This window comes from Janthinobacterium sp. HH104 (assembly GCF_001758715.1).
Classification (GTDB): Bacteria; Pseudomonadota; Gammaproteobacteria; order Burkholderiales; family Burkholderiaceae_D; genus Janthinobacterium; species Janthinobacterium aestuarii.
The window spans coordinates 91,662-103,561 of the sequence record NZ_LRIB01000060.1 but is presented as its reverse complement, the minus strand read 5'-3'; the positions used below and the strand labels follow the sequence as shown (position 1 = coordinate 103,561).

Here is an 11,900-nt window from a genome sequence, read left to right as displayed (position 1 = left end):
GTTTGCCCTGAGCCAGCTCCGTTGATATCAATAACAAACTACATGACAATGAAATTAGTATTTACCGCTACGCTGGGCCTTTTATCTTTGCTTCACACATCGTCCTCCTTCGCGGAGAACGTCAATGGAAAAAATCTCTACATGCAGCGATGTGCCGTGTGCCACGGAGCCGAAATCAGAGGAACGGGGCCGCTGGCAAATAAAAGCAACCCCCGTACCCCCGATCTGACCACCGCCGCTTTCAAGAAACGGCTCAATGATTATCCGGGCGTGATCGTCTCGTCGGTCATCCTTCGCCCGAATGGCGACCTGATTCCGAAAACCCTGAAAGAGAATGGCGTCAAGATTGCGCCGCACGCCTGGAGCGTGAAGGATTTCCGCGATCTGAATCAATACATGAGCGGCGTGATTTTAAAAAACCGGTGATGCGGGGATGAGCGGCGGGCATGGCAATCCGGAGCCATTCCGGATTGTCGACATGGCCTATTCTTTTGCCGCGTTTGCCCACGTCGTATCCGCAAATTTGCTGGCATGCGCCTTGGTCAAGTCGGCAATCTTCAACGCCGTCATTTTAAACACCATGCCTGCTGGCGAGAAAGTGAATATCAAGGCCACGCCACAGCTTTCCTGCGAACTTGAGTATCCCTCATATAGTGCGGGGTCGGCCGAGTTCATCACTTTTTTTTCGCCACGAAAATAACCGTCCACATACACCAGGACGTCTTTGCGTTCTTCCGCCAGGTAGGTCGCGAAGAACGGCGCTCCGAGCACGGCAATGATGTCATTGGAATTCCTGGCATTTTTCGGCAATTCAAAGCCCTTCAAGGGTCTGCCGACGGTGGTTTCTTCACATGCGCTGGTCGTTGCCGCATACGTATGCGGCACAACGACGCTCAATGCGCCGATGAGTGCCAGCGACAGTTGCCATTTATTTTTTTGAAAGACCATATAGCCGCATTCCCTTGTCAAAAGCTTGTTGTACATCGTGCATGCCGGACGTCGCCAGTTCATAGCCGCTTGACATGGCGTGCCTGCGCTGCTCGGGCGTACCATGATGGTCGCGATCGTTGAAGTTGGTATCGCCCATGGCGAAAAATTCCTGCTTTAATTCTTCATACGCAATTTTCATTCGTTGGCCTTTCATCCCCATGTACCAGCCGGCCAGAAAGTCCGCGTGTAGCTCCGATGGCGTGACGGGGGATGGAAATATCAGGCCCTGTTTGAATTGCAATACATGGGCCCACTCATGTGCGATGACGCCGCCCATTGCCCCTTCCCACACTTCAGGGAATTTTTGCGGAATTTTTTTGTCCTCGACCGGGTTCAAGGTCCCGCTCATGCGGTGCAGCATGCGGATCCCGAACATGACGCGATAGACGTCATGGCCCGGGGAGGCATAGGCATTCGCACCATCCAGATCGTTAATAAAACCAAAGTCCGCGCGAACGCCAAACGTGCTGGAGAGTTCTTCGATTTCATTCTTCACCCCTGAATCGACGCGAAACAGGCCACTTTCTTCCATTTTAAGGCGGTTTTCCCACATGGCGCCGCCTTTTGCCGCGCTGACAAAGCAGCCTGTATCAAGGTGATTACCGGGGCTTGCAGAACTGGCGCCAGTGCTTGCTGCCAAAGCCAAGGCCAAGTGGAAAGTCAAATAGTGTCTGAACATGCGTTCGCCAAGTTTGTTATTGATTACCAATCATATTGCATGATCAGTTCATGATGAAAAATGACCGCACTGCCGCCTAGTGCGACACCAGCACCGGTAACGTCATCTGTTGCAGCACCGTGCGCGTGACGCCGCCCAGCAGCGCTTCGCGCAGGCGCATGTGGCCGTAGCAGCCCATCACGAGCAGGTCGCAGTGCCGCTGGGCCGCCATGGCCAGCAGGGCCGTGCCCACGTCCTGGCCCGGCGGCGTGTCGTGCTGCAGCACCTCGACGTTGACGCCGTGGCGCGCCAGGTACAGGGCCAGGTCGGCGCCTGGCTGCTCGCCATGCGCGGCCGGCTGGGCGTGCGAATTGACGACGGCCAGCGTCACCTGCCGCGCCCCTTGCAGCAGCGGCAGCGCATCGGTGATGGCGCGCAGCGCTTCGGCGCTGCCGTTCCAGGCCAGCAGCGGATGCTGCGCGTTGCCCGCTGGCGCGGCGGACGGCGTGTGCGGCACCATCAGCACGGGCCGGCCGCAGTGGAGCATCAGGTATTCGGGCGTGCCGGCGATGACGCGCGACGGCGTATCCTGCGCATCCGTCTGGCCCAGGATCAGCAAGTCGCAATAGCGTGCCTGCAGCAGCAGCGCGCCTTGCGCGTCGTCGTCGACGAAGCGCGTTTCATAGGTTCCCAGGCCTTCTTCGCGGGCGATGCGCTCGAAGTCGTGCAAGGCCTCGCTGGCCTGGGTGCGCAGCGCCTGCATCTGCGCCGGCGCAAACTGCAGCGCGTTGACGCCGCCGCCATACGCGTAGCGCGAGATGCCGCTCATGGCCGAGCCGATCAGGTGCGCGCCGTCGGCAACGGCAAGGCGCACGGCCAGGCGGATGCGCTGGGCGCAGTGGCGGGAATTGTCGACGTGGACCAGCAGGGTGGTGTAGGGCATGGCGTTTTCCTCGGTTGTCGCTCGGTTGTCAGTATCAGGTTTGCAGCACGTAGCGGCCCGGCGCGTCGCCCAGGCCGGGCCCCATGGCCGGCGGTGCCACTTGCGCGTCGGAGCGCTGCGCCAGCCACGCCTGCCAGGCGGGCCACCACGAACCGTCATGGTGCGGCACGTCGCGTTGCCAGCTGTCCGCGTCGATGTAGGGTGCGTCGTGGCCGTGCGTGGCCAGCTGGTAGCTGCGCCGTGGCTGGCCCGGCGGCGAGACCACGCCCGCATTGTGGCCGCCCGAGGTGAGTAAAAAAGTGACGTCCGTGTCGGTCAGCAGCTGCAGCTTGTACACGGAGCGCCACGGCGCCACGTGGTCCGTCAGGGTACCGACGGCAAAGATGGGCGCATCGATGTCGGGCAGGGCGATGTGGCGGCCCGCCGTGCGGTAGCGGCCTTCGGCCAGGTCGTTGTGCAGGAACAGACGACGCAGGTATTCCGAGTGCATGCGGCAGGGCATGCGCGTGGCGTCCGCATTCCAGGCCATCAGGTCGCTGTCCTGCTCGTCTTGTCCCAGCAGATAATGGCGCAGCTGGCGCGACCAGACCAGGTCGTTCGAGCGCAGCAGCTGGAAAGCGCCCGCCATCTGCTTCGTATCGAGGTAGCCCTGTTTCCACATGGCCGCTTCCAGGAAGCTGACCTGGCTCTCGTCGATGAACAGCGACAGTTCGCCCGGCTCCTTGAAATCCACCTGCGAGGCCAGCATGGTGAGGCTGGCCAGGCGCGCATCGCCGTCGCGCGCCATCGTGGTGGCGGCGATCGCCAGCAGGGTGCCGCCCAGGCAGTAGCCGGCTGCGTGCACGTGCGGCGCGCCCGTGATGCGGACAATGGCGTCGAGCGCGTCCATCACGCCCAGCTGGCGGTAGTCTTCCAGCGACAGCTCGCGGTCTTCTTGCGTGGGGTTTTTCCAGGAAATCATGAACACCGTGTGGCCCTGGCCCACCAGGTAGCGCACCAGCGAATTGTGCGGCGACAGGTCGAGGATGTAGAACTTCATGATCCACGCGGGCACGAACAGCAGGGGCGTCGCATGCACCGTGGCGGTCGTGGGCGCGTACTGTATCAATTCGATCAAGTCGTTGCGGTAGACCACCTTGCCCGGTGTGACGGCCACGTTCCCGCCCACCTTGTAGCGGCGCGTGTCGGGCGCATACGGTCCCATGGCGGCGCGCTGCCAGTCTTCGGCCAGGTGCTGCGCGCCGCGCGCCAGGCTGGCGCCGCCGCTCTCGAGGGCCGCTTGCTGGACCACGGGATTGGTCAGCATGAAGTTCGACGGTGCCAGCATGTCGAGCCACTGGCGCACGGTAAACGTGACGACATCCTCGTGGTGCGGCGTGACGCCGCGCACGCCCGTGGTGGCGCGGTGCCACCATTGCTGCTGCAGCAGGAAACCCTGGTAGACGAGGTTGTACGGCCAGCGCCGCCAGGCCGGATCGTCGAAGCGCCGGTCCTGCGGCAGCGGCGCGATGCACGACGGCTCGAAGGCGCCGCCGGCCATGGCCGATTGCAAGGCATATTGCTGCCAGCGGCCGATCTTCTTCCACGCTTCCTGCAGCAGGGTTTGCTGCTTCGACGGCGCCAGCGCCAGGTGGCTGAGCCAGTCGGCATAGGCGTTGCCCAGCGCGGCCGGCGAAATGCCGCCCGTGAACTTGCCCAGCCAGGCGTTCAGCAGCAAGTCCAGGGTGGCGCCTTCCGGCGCGCTTTCCGGATAGTCGGGCGCCGGCACGCCTTGCCAGGCGCTGCCCAGGCGCTCATGTTCAACGTCGTGCGCCGCTTCGCTCGGCTGCGTCTTGCTCATCCAGGGCTCCTGTCATTTTTTTACAGGATAGCAAGAGCTTGTTTAAAAAATTATGATCTACATCAAGTTTGGCCGGATGCGTGCAGCATGTGGCTTGCCGCCTGGATGGCCGTGTCCGTTTCCTGCACAAACAGCCGCAGTTGCTCGTCCAGCGCATCGAGCCGCGCCAGCAACGCACCCTGCGGCGCCTTTGCCGCTTCGCGCTCGATGGCGGCGGCGATGGCGACGGCCGGTGCGGCGCGGAAGTTGGCCAGCAAGCCGGCCAGCGTGTGCGCCTGCCGGCTGACGGTGGCCCGGTCGTCCGCGCGCAGGGACGTGCGCAGGGCCTCCAGCTGCGCCGGCAAGCCGGTCAGGAACGATGCGCCGATGATGCCGATCACGTCGGTGTCGGCCTGGGCCAGCGCGGCGCCGTAGCCGAAGCGCGGTGTCTGCTTGTTTATCTGCAACACATGCTGCTCGATCAGGCTGTGGAAGGCGGCCGTGCGGAACGGCTTGGACAGGTAGTCGTCCATGCCCCCGGCGATGCAGCGTTCCCGGTCGCCTTCGAGGGCGCTGGCCGTCATGGCGATGATGACGCTCCGCGGCATGCCTTGCGCTTCGCGCGCGCGGATCTGCGCGGTGGCTTCGAAACCGCCCATCTCCGGCATTTGCAAGTCCATCAGTATCATGTCGAAATGGCCGGCGGCCTGGCAATCGAGGGCGATGCGGCCGTTTGCCGCATGCGTGACGCGGTGGCCCGCATTCGACAGCAGCACGGTGGCCAGTTCGCGGTTCATGGCGTTGTCCTCGACGAGCAGGATGTCCAGGCCGGGCATGCTTTCGCGTACGGCCTGGCGCGTCGCCACGGGCGCGGCGCTGGGCATGCCGCGGCGGGTGCCCAGCACGCTCATGGCGACGGTCAGCAATTCCTCGGGGCTGGCAGGCTTGAGCAGGTAGCCGCCAATGCCGAGTTCGCGGCAGCGCGCCGCGTCGCCGAGGCTGCCGCAGGAAGACAGCATGACGATGGGCGCCTGGCTCCAGTGGGGCAGGGCGGCCAGCGCCGATGCCGTGTCGAAGCCATTCATGCCGGGCATGGCGAAGTCCATGATGATGCAGTCCGCCGGCAAGGCGCCGCGGCAGTGCGCCAGCGCCGCCTCGCCCGACTCGCAGGCGGTGACCGTGGCGCCGCTGTGCTCGAAGATCCGGCGCAGGATGGTCAGGCTGCTGGGATTGTCGTCCACCAGCAGGATGTTGCGTGCGGCCAGCGAGGCGCCGGGCGGCGGCGCCAGGGGCTGCTGCTCGCCGATGGGCAGTGCCAGGTCTACGGTGAAACAGCTGCCCTTGCCCAGTTCGCTCGTCAGGCCGATGCCGCCGTCCATCATCGTCACCAGGCGGCGCGTGATCGACAGGCCCAGTCCCGTGCCGCCGAAGCGCCGCGTGGTCGACCCGTCTTCCTGCTGGAAGGCGTCGAAGACGGCCTCCTGCATGTCGGCGGCGATGCCGATGCCCGTGTCGCGCACGCTCAGGCGCAGGCTGGCCACGCCATCGCCGCTGGCGCGCAGCCGGGCGCTGACGACCACCTCGCCATGCGGCGTGAACTTGATGGCGTTGCCCGCGAGATTGGTCAGCACCTGGCGCAGCCGGCCCGGGTCGCCGAGCAGGGTGTGCGGCAGCGCGGGGTCGACGTCGAGCACCAGTTCCAGGCCGCTGGCCTGCGCCCGCATGGCGTGCGCGCGCATGGTTTCCTGCAGCAGCTGGCGCAGGTCGAAGGGGATGCTTCCCAGGGGCAGCATGCCCGCCTCGATCTTCGAGAAATCGAGGATGTCGTTGATGATGCACAGCAGGGCGTCGGCCGAGGCCTTGACGATTTCCAGGTATTTGCGCTGGTGGGCATCGAGCTCGGAATCGAGCACCAGGTCCGTCATGCCGAGGATGCCGTTCATCGGCGTGCGGATCTCGTGGCTCATGTTGGCCAGGAATTCGCTCTTCGAGCGGCTGGCCGATTCGGCCACTTCCTTGGCCAGCAGCAGCGCGCGCTCGGCCGCCTTTTGACTGGAAATGTCGACGATGGTGCCCACCAGGCCGTGCAGGCTGCCGTCGGATTTCAGCAGGGCCGCCTTGCTGCACAGGACATCGACCTGCCGCGTGCCGACGGTCAGCCGGTCTTCATACGACTGGTTGCCCCGGTCCTGCAGCAGTGCCAGGTCGTGCTGCAACGCTTGCTGCGCCTGCTGCTGCGGCAGGATGTCGGCCACCGTCAGGCCCGGGATGCGCGCCTGGTCGAGCTGGAAGAAGGCGCAAAAGGCGCGGTTGGCGCGCAGGTAGCGGCCCTGCACATCCTTCAGGTACAAGGGGATAGGGATGGTTTCGATCAGCGCGTCGACGAAGTTGAGGTTGTGGCGCAGCTCGCGCGCCGCCTGGCGCCGCTCCGTGATGTCCGTCAGGCTGCCCGTGATGCCAGCCAGCCGCCCCAGGCCATCGCGTTCGGCGCGCGCGCACACGTCGATCCAGCGCACGTCGCCATCGCGGGTCACGTAGCGCGCTTCATGACGCATGCTGTCCACCTGGCCGCCCAGCAGCTGGGACAGGCCGGCCGCGGCGCGGTCGCGGTCGCGCGGATCGACGAATTGCAGCACGCTCTTGCCCAGGCTGTCGGCGGCGCCAAAGCCCGTGATGGTGTGCCAGGCGGGGTTGAGGAAGGTCCAGGCGCCGTGCAGGTCCGTGCGGAAGACCACTTCATTGAGGCTGTTGACGACGTTGCGGTATTCGCGCTCGCTTTTCGCGATGGTCTCGGCCATGCGCTTGCTGTCGCTGATTTCCGTGCGGATGGCGATGTACTGATAGGGTTTTCCGGCCGCGTCGAGGAAGGGCACGATGGTGGCGTCGACCCAGTATTGCCCGCCATCCTTGGCATGGTTGCAGATTTCGCCGTGCCACACGTGGCCGGCCGTAATGGTTTGCCACATCTGCGCAAAGAAGGCGTCCGGATGCGCGCGCGAATTGATCAGGCGGTGCGTCTTGCCGACCAGCTCTTCGCGCGCGAAGCCGCTGATGGCGCAGAACTTGTCGTTGACGTAGATGATGACGCCGGCCGTGTCCGTGATGCTGACAATCGCATGCTGGTCCATCGCGAAGCGCTGGTTCTGCAATTCGATGCGGCGCAGTTCCTGCTGCGACACCAGCTCGGCCAGCAGCACCGACAGGCCTTCGATATCGTCTTCCTGCGGCAGGCGCAGGCCGGAATCGTTGTTGTCGAGCAGGCGCACGGCCGCCACGCGCAGCGACTGGATCACGCGGTTGCGGCTGGCCAGTTCCGTGCGCAGCAGGTCATTCGTCATGCTCAGTTCATTCGAACTCAGTTCCAGGCTGCGCGAGCGCAGGTCCAGATCGCGTTCGGACTGTTCGTAGGCGCCGTCGATGCGCTGCAGCAGGGCTGGCAAGCCGGCCAGAAAACCGGCCAGTTCGGGCGGCGTGTCCGCCCGCCCGCACAGTGTCTGCGCCTGTTCCAGCAGGGCGGCGCAGGCGCTATCCGAGTCGATATCGCAGACGCGGTTCAACTGGCGTGCCAGGGTGCGGTTCATGCTTCGCTCAATACAGTCACGGTCATCGTCTGGTTATGCAGCTGGCATGCGCCATGCGGCTGGGCGATGCCGATTTCGCCGTTCGAGTAAAAGCCGGCGATGCAGGCCGCGCCGCCCAGCAGGTCTGCCACGGCTTCGACCTCTTCCTCGGCCCGGTCGCCCATCACCAGCTTGCGTCCCACGCAGCTGACCAGCAGGGCCAGCTGGTCGCCCTGCGCATCGGCGTGGGGGGCGACGCCGCGCGCGGCCGTCTCGGCCCCGTCGATCAGCCGGTTGGTACTGGAATGCATCAGTCTCAAGTAGCCGTCGGCGAGGATGTCGCCGGCCAGGGTCAGCGAACCTTGCTCTTCATCGACGGCGAGGATGGTGCGAAACACATTGCTTTTTTCATGCGCCGCCGTGAGCATTTCAAACGGGAACAGCAGGCCTGAAGCGGGCAGGTCGCGCGCATGGTCGCCCAGGTACAGCTTGTAGATGTCGAGCGCCCGCGCGCCATCGAGGCCATACAGCACGTTGTCGACGCAGCGCGTCACCTTGCGCGCGGGGCCGAACGCTTCCCAGCCCGCATGGCTGCCGTAGCCGAGGCGGATGCGTTCGCCGTACAGGCCGACGGCGACGATGGTATTGTCGGCCGCGCCGCGCGGGCCCAGGGTCCACGTCTGGAGGAAGGCGCCGCCGTCCGCCGCCAGTCCGCCCGACACCGTCACGCCAGGCGGCAGGTTCGCCTGCAGACCGGCGATCAGGGCGCTGCCGTTGATGGCCACGCCCGTGCCCAGCATGAAGACGGCCGTCAGGCCATCGTGCGGCAGGGCCTGCGCCAGGCGCTCGCCCGTGTCGTGCGAATCGGCCATGTCGCAGATGATGGCGTCGGCAATCGCCACCGTGGTGTGGGCGAAGCGGATGGCGGTGATGACGCAGCTGTCGTCGTGGACGCGCTTGCCGGCGATCTCGCCGGCCGTGGAGCAGCCGGCGATGACGGCGCCGGGCAGCTGCCGGCGCAGCGCCGCCGTGAGGTCGGGCGTGGCGAAATAGGGGCAGGCGCCGAAGACCAGCACCAGGTCGGGCGTCATGGCGGCCAGCGGCGCCAGGGCGGCATCGATGTCGGCACGGTTTTTCAGGATCAGTTGTTGCACGCGCATGGCAGGCTCCTCGCTTACAGTGGGTGGGCGTGTTGCTGGACGGGGTCGGGCAGGCTGTCGCGGATGGCGAGCACCTCGTCCCAGGCGCCCAGGAAGGCGTCGAGGCACAGCGGGCAGAAATGGCCGCCCCGGTTTTCCTCCAGGTACTGGCGCGCCTGCGCCAGAGGCCAGGCCGGCTTGTACGGGCGCTCCGAGCTGAGCGCGTCGAAGACGTCGGCCACGGCGACGATGCGCGCCGACAGCGGTATCTGCTCGCCCGCCAGGCCGTCCGGATAGCCGCTGCCGTCATATTTTTCGTGGTGGCCGCAGGCGATTTCCTCGGCCAGGCGGATCAGCGGCGAATCGCTGCCGGCCAGGATATGGCCGCCGATCTTCGCATGCAGGCGCATGATGGCCATTTCATCGGGGTCGAGCCGTCCCGGCTTGAGCAGGATATGGTCGGGCGTGGCCAGCTTTCCCACGTCGTGCATGGGCGCCGCCTTGAGCAGCAGCTCCTGCCACTGCGCATCCATGCCCAGGTTCCTGGCGATCAGCGCCGAGTAGCGCGCCATGCGCATGATGTGGGCGCCCGTTTCCGGGTCGCGGAATTCGGCCGCCCGCGCCAGGCGCGTGACCAGTTCCATCTCCCTGGCCGTGACGTTGGCGATGGCCTGGGCCACTTCGTGTTCGAGCAGCTTGGCGCGGTCGGCCAGCATGGTTTGCGCCGTGCGCAGGGCCAGCAGATTGCGCACGCGCAGGCTGAATTCGATGGTGTCGACGGGCTTGGTGAGAAACTCGGTGACGCCCAGCGAAAAGGCTTGCTTGCGCACGACGCGGTCGTTTTCCGTGGTCACCATGATGATGGGGATGTCGGCCATGCCGCCCATCTTGCGGAAAATGCTGAGGAACTCGTTGCCCGACAGGCTGGGCATCCGGTAGTCGAGCAGGACCAGGTCCGGCACGTGCGATTCGCACCAGTACAGCGCATCGACGGGATCGCTCATGCAGACCGTCTCGATGCTGCTGGCCTTGCACGCCAGGGTCGATAGCAGGCTCAGGTTGGTGTCGTTGTCATCGACGATCAGGATGCTCATGGTGTCTCCGGCGGATGGCGGTCAGGTGGCGGACGGGACGGCGGTGGCTGGCTCAGGCCGCCAGCTCGCCCGTGGCGTGCATGCCCAGGCCCGCCAGCAGGCTGTCCATGTCGAGCACGATCAACATGCGCTCGCCGAGGGCGCCGATGGCCGTCACGTGGCCGGCCATGGCCGAACCGTGCAGCTGCGGCGGCGGCTTGATCTGTGCCGGCGCCAGCGGCACCACATCGGCCACGCGGTCGACCACGATGCCGGTGGCGCCATGCGCGAAGACGAGGATGATCACCACGGTCGAGGCATCGTACGCGGGCTCGGCCTGGCCCAGCGCAATGCGCAGGTCGGCCAGCGGCACGATGCTGCCGGGCAGGTGGATGAAGCCCTTGAGGAAGGCGGGCGCGTTGGCGATGCGGGTGACGGCGCCGTAGCCGCGGATTTCCTGCACCAGGCCGATGTCGATCGCGTATTCCTCCTTGCCCAGTCCGAAGACCAGCAATTCCCGCGCGCCCGCTTGCGCCCATTGGCCCGCTGCGGCGGCATGTGTCGTGGTCGTTTCCATGTGCTTGCTCCTGTCAGGTGCTGCGTACTGCATGGGACTGCGAGGATCGCCGGGCGGGGTTCAAGCCTGCTCGACGCGGTTGCGGCCATTTTTCTTGGCCTGGTACAGGGCGGCATCGGCCTGCGTGAAGCCCGCTTTCCAGTCGCCGTCCGCAGGCAGCGGCGCCAGGCCGATGCTGATCGTCGCGGCGATGGGCGCGTGCTCGACATCGACCTGCGCCGCGGCCACGGCAAGGCGGATGCGCTCGGCCACCTGGCGCGCCCTGGCCAGGTCCGTGTGGGGGAACAGCAAGCCGAATTCCTCGCCGCCCACGCGGGCGACGACATCGGCGGCCCGTGCCTGGGCCAGGATGATGGCCGCGATGGCTTGCAGCACGGCGTCGCCGGCCGCATGGCCATGCTGGTCATTGACATGCTTGAAGAAATCGATGTCGGCGATGCCGATGGTCATCGGGTGGCCCGAGCGCCTGGAGCGCGCCGCCGTGCGCACGGCGTCGATCTCGAAGGCGCGGCGGTTGGGTAGCTGGGTCAGGGGATCGCTGAGGGCGATGCGCTGCAACTGCTGCCAGCGGGCCGCGTTCTGCTGCTCGATGGCCAGTTCGCGGCGCTGGTCGATGAAAAAGGCGCCCATGAAGTTTTCATCGTCGAGGGTGCCCAGGTCCATGGCCTTGAGCACAATGGGCAGCATCGTGCCATCGCGGTGGCGAATGGCGAAATGGCGCTTGTGGCCCAGCACCCGGGACTTCTTGTAGCCGGCTAGATACGCGCCGATCTGCGCGCCATGCTGCTCGCGCACGGCGTCGGGCAGCAGCGCCTCGATCGGCTGGCCCGGCAAGCTGCCCACGGCATAGCCGCTCAGCGCATACATGGCATCGTTCGCATAGCGGATGCGCGAGCCCGCATCGATGATGACGGCGGCGTCATCGGCGGCGTCGAGCAGGCGCAAGGCCAGGATTCTGTTCATCTGCTTGTCCCCTACAAAGAAGGTGGAGATGCCGGGCGGTCGACGCAAAGAGGTCTGCCGAATCGCCCTGGGCGCTCCTTTGCACTCATCATACATCAAATAAAAATGATTTCAACGAATATTGTGATTTCCATGATTTTATTTTGATTTTCGACACAGCTAAGTTCGGGGGCGCATG

The 11,900-nt window shown here is 65.3% G+C and carries 10 protein-coding genes; 1 reads left to right on the top strand and 9 read right to left on the bottom strand.

Annotation, left to right across the window (positions count from 1 at the left end; genetic code table 11):
- Positions 1 to 48: 48 nt before the first annotated feature.
- Positions 49 to 426, top strand: coding sequence for a cytochrome c (locus JAB6_RS27385; protein ID WP_217494666.1), 378 nt, complete (start codon positions 49 to 51; stop codon positions 424 to 426).
- Positions 427 to 483: 57 nt separating this feature from the next.
- Here JAB6_RS27385 and JAB6_RS27380 read toward each other — a convergent pair whose 3' ends face one another.
- The 9 genes from JAB6_RS27380 to JAB6_RS27340 all read right to left on the bottom strand — a co-directional run bounded on the left by JAB6_RS27380 (position 484) and on the right by JAB6_RS27340 (position 11,722).
- A complete protein-coding gene (locus JAB6_RS27380; RefSeq protein ID WP_070305949.1) occupies positions 484 to 948 on the bottom strand; it encodes a hypothetical protein in 465 nt (154 codons plus the stop codon).
- The gene (locus JAB6_RS27375; protein ID WP_070305947.1) at positions 929 to 1,669 is read right to left on the bottom strand and encodes a hypothetical protein; all 741 of its coding nucleotides are present in this window, start codon (positions 1,667 to 1,669) and stop codon (positions 929 to 931) included. Before JAB6_RS27375 ends, JAB6_RS27380 begins: the two co-directional genes overlap by 20 nt.
- Before the next feature lie 76 nt (positions 1,670 to 1,745).
- Positions 1,746 to 2,591: a universal stress protein gene (locus JAB6_RS27370; protein ID WP_070305945.1), complete on the bottom strand. Its 846-nt coding sequence runs from the start codon at positions 2,589 to 2,591 to the stop codon at positions 1,746 to 1,748.
- Between the two features lie 34 nt (positions 2,592 to 2,625).
- Positions 2,626 to 4,431 (bottom strand): alpha/beta hydrolase, encoded by a 1,806-nt coding sequence (locus JAB6_RS27365; RefSeq protein WP_083293068.1) that lies wholly within the window; start codon positions 4,429 to 4,431, stop codon positions 2,626 to 2,628.
- Positions 4,432 to 4,493: 62 nt separating this feature from the next.
- The gene (locus JAB6_RS27360; protein ID WP_070305943.1) at positions 4,494 to 7,991 is read right to left on the bottom strand and encodes a PAS domain S-box protein; all 3,498 of its coding nucleotides are present in this window, start codon (positions 7,989 to 7,991) and stop codon (positions 4,494 to 4,496) included.
- Positions 7,988 to 9,130, bottom strand: coding sequence for an FIST signal transduction protein (locus tag JAB6_RS27355; RefSeq protein ID WP_070305941.1), 1,143 nt, complete (start codon positions 9,128 to 9,130; stop codon positions 7,988 to 7,990). The genes JAB6_RS27360 and JAB6_RS27355 overlap by 4 nt, the downstream gene beginning before the upstream one ends.
- A gap of 14 nt (positions 9,131 to 9,144) precedes the next feature.
- Positions 9,145 to 10,203: an HD domain-containing phosphohydrolase gene (locus JAB6_RS27350; protein ID WP_070305940.1), complete on the bottom strand. Its 1,059-nt coding sequence runs from the start codon at positions 10,201 to 10,203 to the stop codon at positions 9,145 to 9,147.
- Positions 10,204 to 10,255: 52 nt separating this feature from the next.
- On the bottom strand, positions 10,256 to 10,759 hold the full coding sequence (locus tag JAB6_RS27345; protein ID WP_070305938.1) for a chemotaxis protein CheW: 504 nt from the start codon (positions 10,757 to 10,759) through the stop codon (positions 10,256 to 10,258).
- A gap of 60 nt (positions 10,760 to 10,819) precedes the next feature.
- On the bottom strand, positions 10,820 to 11,722 hold the full coding sequence (locus JAB6_RS27340; RefSeq protein ID WP_070305936.1) for a sensor domain-containing diguanylate cyclase: 903 nt from the start codon (positions 11,720 to 11,722) through the stop codon (positions 10,820 to 10,822).
- Positions 11,723 to 11,900 lie beyond the last annotated feature (178 nt).